Here is a 13,907-nt window from a genome sequence, read left to right as displayed (position 1 = left end):
ATGACCTCGAACGACGGACCCGCCCCCGCACCCGGACCGCCCGCCGGGCGACGGCGTGCGCTGGGCAGGGGCCCGGGGGCGCACGCCCTCCCGGCCGAGGCGGCGCGCGGGGCGCCCGAGCCCGCCGGGACTCCACGTCCGCACGAGCCTTCGGCGGACACCGATGGGCCGCCGCCGTCCACGCCGGATCTCCCCTCCCGGCCCCCTGAGCCCGCCGCCCCGGATCCGGGGACCGAGGCCGAGGCCGAGGCCCAGGTTTCTCCCCCGGAGCCGGAGGCGAAGGCCGAGCCCGCGGTTTCCGTCCCCGGACCCGAGACGTTGGTCTCCGAACCGGAGCCGGAACTCTCCGGTCCCGAGCCCGAGACCTCGGCCCCCGAACCCCCGGCCCCCGAACCCCCGGCTCCCGTCCCCGCTCCGGTGGGCCCCGAGCCTCCGGTCCGGGTCGCGGGGGCGGCCGGGGACGCGGATTCTTCCGGGGCGGACGTGGCCGGGGACGGCGACGACGAGGGCGGCGGGGTCTTCAAGGTCCGGCTCGCCAACTTCGAGGGGCCGTTCGATCTGCTGCTCCAGTTGATCTCCCGGCACAAGATGGACGTCACCGAGGTCGCCCTGTCCCGGGTCACCGACGAGTTCATGGCGTACATCCGGGCCATGGGCTCGGACTGGGACCTGGACGAGACCACCGAGTTCCTGGTCGTCGCCGCCACCCTGCTCGATCTGAAGGCGGCCCGGCTGCTGCCCGCCGCCGAGGTGGAGGACGAGGCCGACCTCGCGCTCCTGGAGGCCCGGGACCTGCTCTTCGCCCGCCTGCTGCAGTACCGCGCCTACAAACAGGTCGCCGACATCTTCAACCGGCGCCTGGACGAGGAGGCCCGCCGCCACCCCCGCACCGTCGGCCTCGAACCGCACCACGCGGAGCTGCTGCCCGAGGTCGTCATCAGCATCGGCCCTGAGGGGTTCGCGCGGCTCGCCGTCAAGGCGATGCAGCCCAGGCCCAGGCCGCAGGTGTACGTCGACCACATCCACGCGCCGCTGGTCAGCGTGCAGGAGCAGGCCGGGATCGTGGTCGCGCGGCTCAGGGAACGCGGCGAGGCCGACTTCCGTGAGCTGGTCGCCGACACCGACGACACCCTCACCGTCGTCGCCCGCTTCCTGGCGCTGCTCGAGCTGTACCGGGAGAAGGCCGTCGCGCTGGAGCAGGAGACGGCGCTCGGCGATCTGCTGGTGCGCTGGACCGGCGGCGCGGGGGAGGCCGGGCCGACGGTGACCGACGAGTTCGACCGGGCGCCCCGGCCGCCGAAGGAGGAGAAGGCGTGAGCACCGAGCAGACCGGGACCGCCGTCGAGCGCCTGGACCTCGCACCCGCACTCGAGGCCGTCCTCATGGTCGTGGACGAGCCCGCCACCGAGGAGCACCTCGCGAAGATCCTGCAGCGGCCCCGCCGCCAGGTGGCCGCCGCGCTGCGGGCGCTGGCCGAGGAGTACACCGCGCAGGGCCGCGGCTTCGAGCTGCGGCTGGTCGCGGGCGGCTGGCGGTTCTACAGCCGTCCCGCGTACGCGGCGGCCGTCGAGGGGTTCGTCCTGGACGGCCAGCACGCCCGGCTCACCCAGGCCGCGCTGGAGACGCTCGCGGTCGTCGCCTACCGGCAGCCGGTGAGCCGCGGACGGGTCTCCGCGGTCCGCGGGGTCAACTGTGACGGGGTCATGCGGACCCTGCTCCAGCGCGGTCTGGTGCAGGAGGCGGGCGCGGAACCCGAAACAGGTGCGATCCTGTACACGACGACGAACTACTTCCTGGAGCGGATGGGCCTGCGCGGCCTGGACGAGCTCCCGGAGCTCGCGCCCTTCCTCCCGGAGGCGGAGGCGATCGAGGCCGACACACTGGAAGGGGTCCCGTCGTTCGATCCGGACGCTCCGGATTCCGAGGACGCAGACGACAAGACGGAACTTTGATGCGAAGCAGCAGCGGCAGGAACAGCAGCGGAAACAACGGCGGGAGCCGTGGTGGCAACAGCGGCGGCCGCGGCGGGAGCGGCGGTGGCCGGGGAGGCAGCCGCGGCTCCGGCGACAACCGGGACGACCGGCAGGGCGGCAGGCCCAGCAAGCCCCGCCCCGAGGAGCGCCGCTACGACGTGGGCCCCGGCGCGTCCCACGAGGGCCCCAAGTCGGGGCGCGGTGCCTCCGCGCGCGGCGGCGCCAAGGGCGGCCCCAAGCAGGGGCAGGGCACCGGGCGCGGACGGTGGGTGCCCGCCACCTCGCGCGAGTACGACGCGCGGGCCGAGGAGCGCAACCGCGACCGGTACGCGGGCAAGAAGGACGTCAGGCCCCCCAAGACCTTCCCGGGCGCCGAGCAGGAGGGCGAGCGGTTGCAGAAGGTCCTGGCGCGCGCGGGCTACGGCTCCCGGCGCTCCTGCGAGGAGCTGATCGAGCAGGCCAGGGTCGAGGTCAACGGCGAGATCGTGCTGGAGCAGGGCAAGCGGGTCGACCCGGAGAAGGACGAGGTCAAGGTCGACGGGCTGACCGTGGCCACGCAGTCGTACCAGTTCTTCTCGCTGAACAAGCCCGCCGGTGTCGTCTCCACGATGGAGGACCCCGAGGGCCGCCAGTGCCTCGGCGACTACGTCACCAACCGGGAGACCCGCCTCTTCCACGTGGGGCGGCTCGACACCGAGACCGAGGGTGTCATCCTGCTCACCAACCACGGCGAGCTGGCCCACCGGCTGACCCACCCGAAGTACGGCGTCAAGAAGACCTACCTCGCGGCGATCGTCGGCCCGATCCCGCGCGACCTGGGCAAGCAGCTCAAGGACGGCATCCAGCTGGAGGACGGGTACGCGCGCGCCGACCACTTCCGGGTCGTCGAGCAGACCGGCAAGAACTACCTCGTCGAGGTGACGCTGCACGAGGGCCGCAAGCACATCGTGCGGCGGATGCTCGCCGAGGCCGGGTTCCCGGTGGAGAAGCTGGTGCGCACCTCCTTCGGACCGATCACCCTGGGCGACCAGAAGTCGGGCTGGCTGCGCAGGCTGTCCAACACCGAGGTCGGCATGCTGATGCAGGAAGTCGAGCTGTAGACGCCCGCCCGCACGGCGGATCGGCCGGTTCCGGAACTCTCCGGGACCGGCCGATCTGTTTCTCTCCCTTGCCCCCGGCCCGGGGATCTCCTTATAGTCGACCCATGTTAATAGTCGCTCTGACTCTTAAGTCTGGGCGTGTGACGGGGGAGAACACATGGGGAACACCAGCACCGGCTACGACAAGTACGCCTACGAACCCTTCGCCGTCACCGCCGACCTCGCCGTCCTGACCGTCCGCTCGGGCGCCCTGCACGTCCTGCTCGTCGAACGCGGCCAGGACCCCTACGCCGGCCACTGGGCGCTGCCCGGCGGCTTCGTCGAACCCCGCGAGTCCGCCGAGACGGCCGCGCGGCGCGAGCTGGCCGAGGAGACCGGCCTCGACGACGTCACCGGCCTCCACCTGGAGCAGCTGCGGACCTACAGCGAACCCGACCGTGACCCCCGGATGCGGGTCGTCTCCGTCGCCTTCGCCGCGCTGCTGCCCGACGCGCCCGAACCCCGGGCCGGGAGCGACGCGGCCCGCGCCGCCTGGCTGCCCTACCACCCGGCGCCCGCCCTCGCCTTCGACCACGAGCGGATCCTGGCCGACGCCCACGACCGGGTCGGCGCCAAGCTGGAGTACACCGGCCTGGCCACCTCCTTCTGCCCGCCCGAGTTCACCCTCGGTGAGCTGCGCCACGTCTACGAGGCCGTGTGGGGCACCTCCCTCGACGGACCGAACTTCCGCCGCAAGGTGCTCGCCACCCCCGGCTTCGTCGAACCGGTGCCCGGCGCCGCCCGGCTGACCCGAGGCCGGGGCAAACCGGCCGCCGTCTACCGCGCGGGCCCCGCCGCGACCCTCCACCCGCCGCTGCTGCGCCCCGCCAGGGAAGGACGCCCCGCATGACGACCACCGCCCCCGTCCGCAGGCGCGCCGCCACCGGCTCGCTGCTCGGGCTCGCCCTCGGGGACGCGCTCGGCTATCCCACCGAGTTCGACGACGTCCCGGCGATCCTCGCCGCGTGCGGCCCCTGGCGCGGGATGGAGCTGCCGCGGCGCGCGCTCGTCTCCGACGACACCCAGATGACGCTCGCCGTCGGACACGCCCTGCGCGCCGCCGCGGACCACGGCGCGCTCACGCCCGGGAGCCTGGAGGGGCCGCTGCGCGCGGAGTTCGGCACCTGGTACCGGTCACCGGAGAACAACCGCGCCCCCGGCCGGACCTGCCTCACCGCCTGCGGCCTCCTGGCGGACGGCGACCGCCGCTGGCAGGACGCCAGCCAGGTCGCGTCCAAGGGCTGCGGCGCCACCATGCGCGTCGCGCCGGTCGGGCTCGTCCCCGGCCTCGACGACGAACAGCGGTCAGGCGCCGCCCAGTTGCAGTCCGGCCTCACCCACGGCCATCCGACCGCGCTCGCCGCCTCCGACCTCACCGCACGGGCCGTGCACCTGCTCGCCCGGGGTCTCGAACCCGAGCGCCTGATCGAGGAGTTGAGGACGTACGCGCTCGCCCGGCGCACCCGCTACCCGCACGACTGGCTGGGCGACCTGTGGACCCGCGGCCAGGACCCGACCCCCGAGCGCTTCGCCGCGCGCGGCTGGGACGAGTGCCTCGCGATCCTCGACCGGCTCCAGGAGGCGGTCACCGGCGTCTCCCCCGAGACCGACCCGTGTCTGGCCACCGGGGCCGGCTGGATCGCCGAAGAGGCCCTGGCGACCGGCCTGTTGTGCTTCCTCTGGTTCCCCGGCGAGCCGCTCACCGCCCTGCGCCGCGCCGCCTGCACCTCCGGCGACTCCGACTCCCTCGCCTGCCTCACCGGCGCGTTCGCGGGCGCCCACCTCGGCCCGGACGCCTGGCCCGGCCCGTGGACCGACCGCGTCGAGCACGGCACCGACCTGGCGGCCCTGGGCGCGCTCTGGGACGTCTAGGGCGGGCCCTGCGGAGCCCCCCCGATCGGTGGGCGGACGGCGCTACCTCCGCGGCCCGCCCTGGTACCGCAGGGCCGAGGCGTGACGGGTGCGGACCAGGAAGTCCTCCACCCGGGGGCGGTCCGCGCTCTTCGGGAGCGGGGTGCGGAGCAGGGCCTCGTCCGCCTCGGCGGACAGCCGGTCCATCCTGGTCAGCACCTCGTCCCAGGGGACCTCGCCGCGCTTCACGGCGAGCAGCGGTTCGCGCTGCTCGCCCACGTCGAGGGTGAGCGCGCCGGTGCGCAGCAGGTCGCGGGCGCTGGTCAGCAGCCGCAGCAGATGCATCGCGTGCTTCCAGCGCGGGGCGCCGTGCGTCCGCAGGTCCGTCTCCAGCTTCCGGCGCTGCCCGACCGCGTAGCGGGTGAACGACCGGTGGACGTCGCGGGAGAGGAACGCCCCGCGCAGCGCGAGGAGTTCACGCCCGGTGTCGTCGACGTGCTCGACCAGCGGGGAGTGCAGGAACTCCAGGACGTTCGGGTTCGCGCGCAGCGCCAGCTCGCACAGCCGCTCCAGCTCCCAGCTGAACTGCTCGTCGGCCGGCCCCTCGACATGCGTCGGCGGCTTCTCGAAGCGCCAGAACAGGGGAGTGGGGGCGACGAAGACGCCCCGTCGGTCGGTGTCGCTGTCCCCGGTCGCCAGACCGAAGGCCCGTGACCCCATCACGCACGCGTAGACGGTGTGGTCGCGGACCAGGGTCTCGGGGGCCGGGGGCGCGGAGCGGGCCGGATCGGAAGGCATGGACGGGACGGTACGCGGACCCTCACGTCAGGCGAATCGAATTTCCCCGCACCTCGAACTTCTCGGCGGGCAGCGGCCTCGTCGCCGGGCCGTGCGCCACCGAGCCGTCCGCGATGTGGAACCTGGAGCCGTGGCACGGGCAGTCGATCGTGCCGTTCGCGACCTTGGCCACCGTGCACCCCTGGTGGGTGCAGATCGCCGAGAAGCACTTGAACTCGTCCTTCTTCGGCTGGGTCACCACGACCTTCTCGTTGTTGAAGATCGTGCCGCCGCCGACCGGGATGTCGGCCGTCGTCGCCAGCTCCCGGCCGCCGGAGGCCGCGGGGCTCGATGCGGAGCCGCTGCCGCCGCCGCTCTCCGAGCCGCATCCGGCGGCGAGCGTCACCGCGCCCGTCGTGAGCAGGATCGTGCGCCGGGTCGGGCTGTGGGTCATGTCGTCACTCCGTACGTGCGGGAAGGGAGGCGGAAGGCCGAGGCGGTCGCTCCGGACGGAGCAGCAGCATCTTGGCACCCGAAGCACCCGAGGCGGAGCAAATCGGGAGGGAAACGGTGGAGAGCGGAGAAAAGGCGCTCACCGGGCCGATCCACCGCTCGGGCCGCCGCCGTCTCAGGAGGCGGGCGCCGCGATGCCGTTCCGCGCGGTCTGGCTAGGCTGGACGGTCCGAGAACCGAGCAGTGAGACGACGAGGAGCAGCACCGTGGCGGTACGAGCGGTCCGGGGGGCCGTCCAGCTCGAACAGGACGAGGCCGGACACATGGACGAGCAGGTCGGAGCCCTGCTCACCGCCGTCCTGGAACGGAACGGCCTGACACCCGACGACCTGATCAGCGTCTGGTTCACGGCCACCCCCGACCTGCACTGCGACTTCCCCGCGGCCGCCGCGCGCAAGCTCGGCATCGTGGACGTCCCGCTGATCTGCGCGCAGGAACTCGACATCGAGGGCGCCATGCCCCGCGTCGTGCGGATCCTCGCGCACATCGAGTCCGACCGGCCCCGCGCCGAGATCGCGCACGTCTACCTCGGTGCCGCGGGCGCCCTGCGCAAGGACATCGCCCAGTGAGGACCGCGCTGGTCGTCGGCACCGGCCTCATCGGCACCTCCGCCGCCCTCTCGCTGGTCCGGCGGGGCGTCGTCGTGCATCTCGCCGACCACGACCCCGAGCAGGCCCGCACGGCGGCCGCGCTCGGCGCCGGCACCGACGAGCCGCCCACCGCGCCGGTCGACCTCGCCGTCGTCGCCGCCCCACCCGCCCACGTCGCCTCCGTCCTCGCCGACGCCATGCGGCGCGGGGTCGCCCGCGGCTACCTCGACGTGGCCAGCGTCAAGGGCGGACCGCGCCGCGAGCTGGAGGCGCTCGGCCTCGACCTGTCCGCCTACATCGGCACCCACCCGATGTCCGGCCGCGAGCGTTCGGGGCCGCTGGCCGCCACCGCCGACCTGTTCGAGGGCCGCCCCTGGGTCCTCACCCCGACCCGGGACACCGACACCGAGGTCCTCAACCTCGCCCTCGAACTGGTCTCGCACTGCCGGGCCGTGCCGGTCGTCATGGACGCCGACGCCCACGACCGCGCCGTCGCGCTCGTCTCCCACATGCCCCACCTGGTCTCCAGCATGGTCGCCGCCCGGCTGGAGCACGCCGAGGAGTCCGCCGTGCGCCTGTGCGGCCAGGGGGTGCGGGACGTGACCCGGATCGCCGCCTCCGACCCCGGCATGTGGATCGACATCCTCTCCGCGAACCCCGGACCGGTCGCCGACCTCCTCGCCGACGTCGCCACCGACCTCGACGAGACCGTGCGCGCCCTGCGCTCCCTGCAGTCCGCCGACGAGGACAAGCGGCGCGCGGGCGGCGCCGGGATCGCGGACATGCTGCGGCGCGGCAACGCCGGGCAGGTCCGGGTCCCCGGCAAGCACGGCTCCGCGCCCCGCTCCTACGAGGTCGTGGCCGTCCTCATCGACGACCAGCCGGGCCAGCTCGCCCGCATCTTCGCCGACGCCGGTCTCGCCGGGGTCAACATCGAGGACGTCCGCATCGAGCACGCCACCGGGCAGCAGGCGGGCCTGGTGCAGCTCATGGTGGAGCCCAGCGCGGCACCCGTCCTCACGGCCTCGCTGCGGGAACGGGGCTGGGCCATCCGGCAGTGAGGGACCGGACCGAGGAGGCCCCGGGCGGGCGGGCCCTCCGGCCGTGAAACCCCCTCCGGCGAGCCAGTAACCTTGTGTGGGGCACGATCGCGCCCCACACACTCCCACCGCACCGCACCAGGAAGGTGTCCCCCCGTGGAAAACGGCGCCGCCCAGCCCGTGATTGTCGCCATCGACGGCCCCGCCGGCACCGGCAAGTCGAGCACGTCGAAGGCCGTCGCCACGCAGCTCGGCCTGAGCTACCTGGACACCGGCGCCCAGTACCGGGCCATCACCTGGTGGATGGTCGCCAACGCGATCGACATCGACGACCCGTCCGCGATCGCCGCCGTCGCCGGGAAGCCCGAGATCGTCTCCGGCACCGACCCGGCCGCCCCGACCATCACGGTCGACGGCGTCGACGTCTCCGCCCCGATCCGCACCCAGGAGGTCTCCTCCCGGGTCAGCGCGGTCAGCGCGGTGCCCGAGGTGCGGGCGCTCATCACCGAGCTGCAGCGCACGGTGGCGGCCGGCGCCGAGCGCGGCATCGTCGTCGAGGGCCGGGACATCGGCACCACCGTCCTCCCGGACGCCGACCTGAAGATCTTCCTCACCGCCTCCGCCGAGGCCCGCGCCGCCCGCCGCAACGGCGAGCTGAAGGGCGCCGACGTCAACGCCACCCGCGAGGCGCTGATCAAGCGGGACGCCGCCGACTCCAGCCGCAAGACCTCGCCGCTCGCCAAGGCCGACGACGCGGTCGAGGTCGACACCACCGACCTCACCCTCGCCCAGGTCATCGAGTGCGTCGTGACCCTCGTCGAGGAGAAGCGGGCCGGGAAGTGACACAGTCCTCCGAGCGGGGCGCCGAGATCGGACGGCGCATCGGGGTCGGCCTGATGTACGGCCTGTGGAAGCCGCGCGTGCTGGGCGCCTGGAAGGTGCCCACGACCGGCCCGGTCATCTTCGCCGTCAACCACGCGCACAACATCGACGGCCCCATGGTCATGGGCGTGGCGCCCAGGCCGACGCACTTCCTCATCAAGAAGGAGGCGTTCGTCGGCCCGCTCGACCCGTTCCTGACGGGCATCGGGCAGCTGAAGGTCGACCGGGACACCACCGACCGCGGCGCGATCACCCGGGCGCTGGACGTCCTGAAGAACGGCGGGGTCCTCGGGATCTTCCCGGAGGGCACCCGCGGCGAGGGCGACTTCGCGTCGCTGCGCGCCGGGCTCGCCTACTTCGCGGTGCGCGGCAACGCGCAGGTCGTCCCGGTGGCCGTGCTCGGCTCCACCGACCGGCGCAGCCGTCTGGTCAAGGCGGTGCCGCCGCTGCGCTCCCGCGTCGACGTCGTCTTCGGCGACCCCTTCGAGGCGGGCGACGGCTCCGGCCGCCGCACCCGCAAGGCCCTGGACGAGGCCACCGAACGCATCCAGAAGCAGCTCACCGCCCACCTGGAAAACGCCAGGCGACTGACCGGTCGCTAGGCGACACTGAGTAGTGGTCCGGTCCGGCGACACCGGGACGGCCCACCGATCACCACGATGAACGAGGTACGGACTTCATGAACGACCACATCCACTCCGAGGGCTCGGGCGAGGAGCACGACCACGGGGCGCTTGGCGACGCCGAGTACGCAGCGTTCATGGAGCTGGCCGCGGAGGAGGGCTTCGACAGCGAGGACGTCGAGGGCGCGATCGAGGCCGCCGGTCACGGACCGCTCCCGGTCCTCGCCGTCGTGGGCCGTCCGAACGTCGGCAAGTCGACCCTGGTGAACCGGATCATCGGCCGCCGCGAGGCCGTCGTCGAGGACAAGCCCGGTGTCACCCGGGACCGGGTCACCTACGAGGCCGAGTGGGCGGGCCGCCGCTTCAAGGTCGTCGACACCGGCGGCTGGGAGCAGGACGTCCTCGGCATCGACGCGTCCGTGGCCGCGCAGGCCGAGTACGCGATCGAGGCCGCCGACGCCGTCGTCTTCGTGGTGGACGCCAAGGTCGGCGCGACCGACACCGACGAGGCCGTCGTCCGGCTGCTGCGCAAGGCGGGCAAGCCGGTCGTGCTCGCCGCCAACAAGGTCGACGGGCCCAGCGGCGAGGCCGACGCCTCCTACCTGTGGGCGCTCGGTCTCGGCGAGCCGCACCCCGTCTCCGCGCTGCATGGCCGGGGCACCGGCGACATGCTGGACGCCGTCCTGGAGGCGCTGCCCGAGGCGCCCGAGCAGACCTTCGGCACCGCGATCGGCGGCCCGCGCCGGATCGCCCTGATCGGCCGCCCGAACGTCGGCAAGTCCTCGCTCCTGAACAAGGTGGCGGGCGAGGAGCGCGTCGTCGTCAACGAGCAGGCGGGCACCACCCGCGACCCCGTCGACGAGCTGATCGAACTCGGCGGTGTCACCTGGAAGTTCGTCGACACCGCCGGTATCCGCAAGCGGGTCCACCTCCAGCAGGGCGCCGACTACTACGCCTCGCTGCGCACCGCGGCGGCCGTCGAGAAGGCGGAGGTCGCGGTCATCCTGATCGACGCCACCGAGTCCATCTCGGTGCAGGACCAGCGGATCGTGACGATGGCCGTCGAAGCGGGCCGCGCGCTCGTCATCGCCTACAACAAGTGGGACAACCTCGACGAGGAGCGCCGCTACTACCTGGAGCGCGAGATCGAGACGGAGTTCGGCCAGGTCGCGTGGGCGCCCCGGGTCAACGTCTCGGCGCGCACCGGGCGGCACATGGAGAAGCTCGTCCCGGCCGTCGAGGCGGCGCTCGCGGGCTGGGAGACCCGGGTGCCGACCGGCAGGCTGAACGCCTTCCTCGGTGAACTGGTCGCCGCCCACCCGCACCCGATCCGCGGCGGCAAGCAGCCCCGCATCCTCTTCGGCACCCAGGCGGGCACCAAGCCGCCCCGGTTCGTGCTGTTCGCCTCCGGGTTCATCGAGGCGGGCTACCGGCGCTTCATCGAGCGCCGGCTGCGCGAGGAGTTCGGCTTCGAGGGCACCCCGATCCACATCTCGGTGCGGGTGCGCGAGAAGCGCGGCAAGAAGAAGTAGCGCGCGCGGCAGCGCGAAGGGCGGCCCCGCTCGGAACCGGGGCCGCCCTTCGTCGTGTGCGCGCCGCTCAGCGGTCGCGGCCGCCGGGCGGCAGCGCGGCCGGTACGTGCTGCATCCCGGTGCCCTGCTGCCCGATGTGGCCCACCCGCTGCCACTGGGACTGCTGCCGGGCGCTGTACGCCCCGGCGCTGTAGGCGCTGTAGGAGCTGCTGAACGAGCCGGGACGGTGCCCGGGGCCCTGGGAGTGCACGCCCGCGCCGTAGGGGATGTTGCCGAAGGCCGTGAAGCCCAGCTCCTCCTCGCCGCTGCGGTCGCCCGGCAGGGTGCGGAAGGATTTGACGTACTCGGCGTAGAGGGCGTCGTAGATCGGCGTGACCGAGGGGCCGCCGGAGACGTCGTGGGCCGAGCGCGCCGGGGGGATCTCCCTCCCGTGACGCAGCGGGGACAGCGGCGGGACCGGCTGGTAGGCCTGGCGGAGCGGAGCGTCGTAGGAGTGCACGTTGTGCAAACGACCCCGCCCCTGAAGGGATGCGGCCGGGGAGCACCTCTTCAGGGGCGTGCGGAGGCGAGGACGGCGGCTCAGACGCCCGCGAGCGGCATCGCGGCGGCGACCAGCCGGCCGTTGGCCGCGGCCTTGTCCAGGGCGTCGCGCAGCAGGTCCTCGCGGGGCTGACGGCCGATGGAGCCGACCGGGGCCGCGAACATGAGCACCTGCTGGTGCTTGTTGGCCGCGGCCCGCCAGCTGTCGGTGACCTGGAGCGGCTGGTGCGCCTGCCACCAGGCCACCGGCTGGCCGCCGTTCGGGCCGGGCTGGAGCACCGCGTGCAGCTGGCCCACCGCGAGCAGCACCGACCAGCCGTGCAGGACGGCGGGCGCGGCGTCGATCGAGGAGAGGGGCGTGAACCCCTGCTCGACGAGGAGCGGCAGGAACTCGTCGCCGTGGAGGCCGTCGGTGCCGGGGCGGGCGATCGGCGCGGTCGGCTCGACGACGAGGGCCGGGTGCAACTCCCCGGCGATCAGGACGAGTCCGCTGGTCACGCCGAGCACGGCCTGCTCTGGGACGACCTTCGAGGGGGCGGAGTCGCCGGAGATGGACCGCACGGCTCCCTGGAGCTGGTCCTCGGTGACCTGGACCACCTGGGAGGGCAGGCAGGTGGCGTGGGCGAAGGCGAGGACGGCGGTCTCGTCACCGATGAACAGGACGGTGCTGGTGCGCTCCTGTCCGGAGTCGCCCGGGGTGCGGCAGGACGTGCAGTCGTAGCTGCCGGGGGCGTTGTCTCCGGCGAGCAGCCGGTCGGCCTCTTCGTCGCCGATCTCGGCACGTACCTCGTCGCTGACGTCGAGCATGCGCGGCACGGGTGGCTCCCTCGGGAAGTGGTGCGGGGCGGGACCGGGTGGCTCCCGGCCCGTGAACCGGGTGGGCCCCGGGCTCATGAAGAAGACAACGGGCGATCTGTGGCGGTGGTCACGCTCCAGGGCGAACGTAATCAATCCGTCCGACGCAGACGGTCACGATCGGTCCGGAAGCGGTCACTCATCGTCAATGCGGTGAAACCGCAAGGGAGTTGGAGTGGTGATGTGAGTCACAGTCAGCTCCGCCTACTGGTCGCAATATCGGGATATCCAGTGATGAAGTGGGTGTCCTGAAATCGTTGATACCGGCGGTAACCCTGAACTGGCCTGCCGCGACGGGCCGTTGGTTGTCCTCGGCCCGCCCGGCTCCTTAGATTCCTCCGCCGTGTGCATCGAGCACCGCTCGGGAACGTCCGCCGACCGCACCAAGCGAGCAGTACCAGTGAACGACAGCACCACCACCGTCGGCGGACGGGGCGGAGCGCGGCGAACGGCCCCTGTGCCGTCGGCCCGCCCCGCCTTGGGGGACCCCGGGCGCTTGGAGAGGGAACTACATGTCCGAATGTGCCGATACCACGCGCGGCAGCGTCAGCAGGACCCGCACGGCGGCGGTCCTCACCGGGGCGGCCCTGCTCGCCCCGCTGGGAGTACTGGCGGCGACCGGGAACGCGGCGGCCGCGGGTGGCGGGGTGTGGGACCGCATCGCCCAGTGCGAGAGCGGCGGCAACTGGCACATCAACACCGGGAACGGCTACTTCGGCGGTCTCCAGTTCTCGGCGAGCACCTGGCGCGCCTACGGGGGCTCGGCCTACGCGGCGACCGCCGACGGGGCCACCAGGGAGCAGCAGATCGCCGTCGCCACCAAGGTCCAGGGCGCGCAGGGCTGGGGTGCCTGGCCGGTCTGCTCGGGCCGGGCGGGCGCGGCCGGTGACGCCCCGGCCGTCTCGGCGCCGGGCGGCGGTTCGACGCCGAGGTCGGCCCCGGAGTCCACGTCGGCACGGACCTCGGGCGGCACCGCGGCCGCGAAGCCGCGGAAGGCACCGGAGCGTCCCTCCAGCGGCACCACCCGCGGCGCCTCGCGCGGCGACTACACCGTCCGCGAGGGCGACACCCTGAGCGTGATCGCCCAGCGCAACGGCACCACCTGGCAGCGGCTCTACTCCGCCAACCGGGACGTCATCGGCGGCGACCCCGACCTGATCGTGCCGGGCCAGCAACTGAACCTCTGAGCGGGTCCCCTCCCGGACGGAGACCGGTCCCCGGGGTCGGTCCCGGGGCGGGGCGGTCGTCCGGGGTGGCGAGCGGATCTCTGAGCCGCTGCCCCGAGTGTGGGCCGGTCCCTGGGGTCGGTCCCGGGGCGGGCCGGTCGTCCGGGGTGGCGAGCGGGTCTCTGAGCCGGTGTCCTCGGGCGGAGGCCGGTCCCCGGAGCCGGTCCCGAGGAGAGCCGCTCGTCCGGGACGGCGACCGGGTCTCTGAGCCGCTGCCCCGACCGGAGACCGGTCCCCGGGGTCGGTCCCGGGGCGGGGCGGTCGTCCGGGGTGGTGACCGGGTCTCCGTGTCGCCGCCTCCGGGCGGACGCCGGCCGGGGCGGTGTGCTCCCAGGGACCCCGGGCCGGGTCATCGAAGCGGCACTT

At 73.5% G+C, this 13,907-nt stretch carries 15 protein-coding genes; 11 read left to right on the top strand and 4 right to left on the bottom strand.

The features are described from left to right. From GA0115242_RS09085 to GA0115242_RS09065, 5 genes are all read left to right on the top strand, one after another. The gene (locus GA0115242_RS09085) at positions 1 to 1,317 is read left to right on the top strand and encodes a segregation and condensation protein A (RefSeq protein ID WP_093826412.1); all 1,317 of its coding nucleotides are present in this window, start codon (positions 1 to 3) and stop codon (positions 1,315 to 1,317) included. Positions 1,318 to 1,382: 65 nt separating this feature from the next. Beyond that, positions 1,383 to 1,952, top strand: a complete 570-nt coding sequence (gene scpB / locus GA0115242_RS09080; RefSeq protein WP_370672260.1) for an SMC-Scp complex subunit ScpB — start codon at positions 1,383 to 1,385, stop codon at positions 1,950 to 1,952. Then, positions 1,952 to 3,073, top strand: a complete 1,122-nt coding sequence (locus GA0115242_RS09075) for a pseudouridine synthase (protein ID WP_093826409.1) — start codon at positions 1,952 to 1,954, stop codon at positions 3,071 to 3,073. Before scpB ends, GA0115242_RS09075 begins: the two co-directional genes overlap by 1 nt. A gap of 157 nt (positions 3,074 to 3,230) precedes the next feature. Continuing rightward, positions 3,231 to 3,962 (top strand): NUDIX hydrolase, encoded by a 732-nt coding sequence (locus GA0115242_RS09070; protein ID WP_093826407.1) that lies wholly within the window; start codon positions 3,231 to 3,233, stop codon positions 3,960 to 3,962. Next, positions 3,959 to 4,984, top strand: coding sequence for an ADP-ribosylglycohydrolase family protein (locus GA0115242_RS09065; RefSeq protein ID WP_093826406.1), 1,026 nt, complete (start codon positions 3,959 to 3,961; stop codon positions 4,982 to 4,984). The genes GA0115242_RS09070 and GA0115242_RS09065 overlap by 4 nt, the downstream gene beginning before the upstream one ends. A gap of 42 nt (positions 4,985 to 5,026) precedes the next feature. Here GA0115242_RS09065 and GA0115242_RS09060 read toward each other — a convergent pair whose 3' ends face one another. Both GA0115242_RS09060 and GA0115242_RS09055 read right to left on the bottom strand, forming a co-directional pair. After that, entirely contained in the window at positions 5,027 to 5,761 is a 735-nt protein-coding gene (locus GA0115242_RS09060) for a nucleotidyltransferase domain-containing protein (RefSeq protein WP_093826403.1), read from the bottom strand. 22 nt (positions 5,762 to 5,783) lie between these two features. Next, on the bottom strand, positions 5,784 to 6,194 hold the full coding sequence (locus tag GA0115242_RS09055; protein ID WP_093826401.1) for a Rieske (2Fe-2S) protein: 411 nt from the start codon (positions 6,192 to 6,194) through the stop codon (positions 5,784 to 5,786). 265 nt (positions 6,195 to 6,459) lie between these two features. Here GA0115242_RS09055 and aroH point away from each other — a divergent pair, with 265 nt between their 5' ends. The 5 genes from aroH (at position 6,460) to der (ending at position 10,920) form a co-directional block, all read left to right on the top strand. Further along, entirely contained in the window at positions 6,460 to 6,822 is a 363-nt protein-coding gene (gene aroH / locus GA0115242_RS09050) for a chorismate mutase (protein ID WP_093826399.1), read from the top strand. Beyond that, entirely contained in the window at positions 6,819 to 7,904 is a 1,086-nt protein-coding gene (locus GA0115242_RS09045; RefSeq protein ID WP_093826397.1) for a prephenate dehydrogenase, read from the top strand. Before aroH ends, GA0115242_RS09045 begins: the two co-directional genes overlap by 4 nt. Before the next feature lie 135 nt (positions 7,905 to 8,039). Further along, on the top strand, positions 8,040 to 8,726 hold the full coding sequence (gene cmk / locus GA0115242_RS09040; RefSeq protein ID WP_093826395.1) for a (d)CMP kinase: 687 nt from the start codon (positions 8,040 to 8,042) through the stop codon (positions 8,724 to 8,726). Positions 8,727 to 8,779: 53 nt separating this feature from the next. Further along, positions 8,780 to 9,367, top strand: coding sequence for a lysophospholipid acyltransferase family protein (locus GA0115242_RS09035; protein ID WP_202555100.1), 588 nt, complete (start codon positions 8,780 to 8,782; stop codon positions 9,365 to 9,367). Positions 9,368 to 9,444: 77 nt separating this feature from the next. Beyond that, entirely contained in the window at positions 9,445 to 10,920 is a 1,476-nt protein-coding gene (der, locus tag GA0115242_RS09030; RefSeq protein WP_093826390.1) for a ribosome biogenesis GTPase Der, read from the top strand. 67 nt (positions 10,921 to 10,987) lie between these two features. Here the strand turns inward: der and GA0115242_RS09025 are convergent, their stop codons facing one another. Both GA0115242_RS09025 and GA0115242_RS09020 read right to left on the bottom strand, forming a co-directional pair. Then, positions 10,988 to 11,419 carry a hypothetical protein gene (locus GA0115242_RS09025; RefSeq protein ID WP_370672259.1) on the bottom strand — a complete coding sequence of 144 codons (432 nt, stop codon included), beginning with the start codon at positions 11,417 to 11,419 and terminating at the stop codon, positions 10,988 to 10,990. A gap of 80 nt (positions 11,420 to 11,499) precedes the next feature. Then, positions 11,500 to 12,276, bottom strand: a complete 777-nt coding sequence (locus GA0115242_RS09020) for a hypothetical protein (protein ID WP_093826388.1) — start codon at positions 12,274 to 12,276, stop codon at positions 11,500 to 11,502. 551 nt (positions 12,277 to 12,827) lie between these two features. Here GA0115242_RS09020 and GA0115242_RS09015 point away from each other — a divergent pair. After that, positions 12,828 to 13,502 carry a LysM peptidoglycan-binding domain-containing protein gene (locus GA0115242_RS09015; protein ID WP_093826385.1) on the top strand — a complete coding sequence of 225 codons (675 nt, stop codon included), beginning with the start codon at positions 12,828 to 12,830 and terminating at the stop codon, positions 13,500 to 13,502. Positions 13,503 to 13,907: the final 405 nt, after the last annotated feature.

The sequence above is a fragment of the Streptomyces sp. SolWspMP-5a-2 genome, assembly GCF_900091845.1.
In the GTDB taxonomy this organism is placed as follows: Bacteria; Actinomycetota; Actinomycetes; order Streptomycetales; family Streptomycetaceae; genus Streptomyces; species Streptomyces doudnae.
Note: the sequence above shows the minus strand (reverse complement) of the source record. Positions and strands in the feature narration are given on the sequence as shown.

Excerpts from the sequence above, each read along its gene's own strand:
- GA0115242_RS09085 (WP_093826412.1), top strand. The coding sequence starts at position 1 with ATGACCTCGAACGACGGACCCGCCCCCGCACCCGGACCGCCCGCCGGG.
- scpB (WP_370672260.1), top strand. The coding sequence starts at position 1,383 with ATGGTCGTGGACGAGCCCGCCACCGAGGAGCACCTCGCGAAGATCCTG.
- GA0115242_RS09075 (WP_093826409.1), top strand. The coding sequence starts at position 1,952 with ATGCGAAGCAGCAGCGGCAGGAACAGCAGCGGAAACAACGGCGGGAGC.
- GA0115242_RS09070 (WP_093826407.1), top strand. The coding sequence starts at position 3,231 with ATGGGGAACACCAGCACCGGCTACGACAAGTACGCCTACGAACCCTTC.
- GA0115242_RS09065 (WP_093826406.1), top strand. The coding sequence starts at position 3,959 with ATGACGACCACCGCCCCCGTCCGCAGGCGCGCCGCCACCGGCTCGCTG.
- GA0115242_RS09060 (WP_093826403.1), bottom strand. The coding sequence starts at position 5,761 with ATGCCTTCCGATCCGGCCCGCTCCGCGCCCCCGGCCCCCGAGACCCTG.
- GA0115242_RS09055 (WP_093826401.1), bottom strand. The coding sequence starts at position 6,194 with ATGACCCACAGCCCGACCCGGCGCACGATCCTGCTCACGACGGGCGCG.
- GA0115242_RS09035 (WP_202555100.1), top strand. The coding sequence starts at position 8,780 with ATGTACGGCCTGTGGAAGCCGCGCGTGCTGGGCGCCTGGAAGGTGCCC.
- der (WP_093826390.1), top strand. The coding sequence starts at position 9,445 with ATGAACGACCACATCCACTCCGAGGGCTCGGGCGAGGAGCACGACCAC.
- GA0115242_RS09015 (WP_093826385.1), top strand. The coding sequence starts at position 12,828 with ATGTCCGAATGTGCCGATACCACGCGCGGCAGCGTCAGCAGGACCCGC.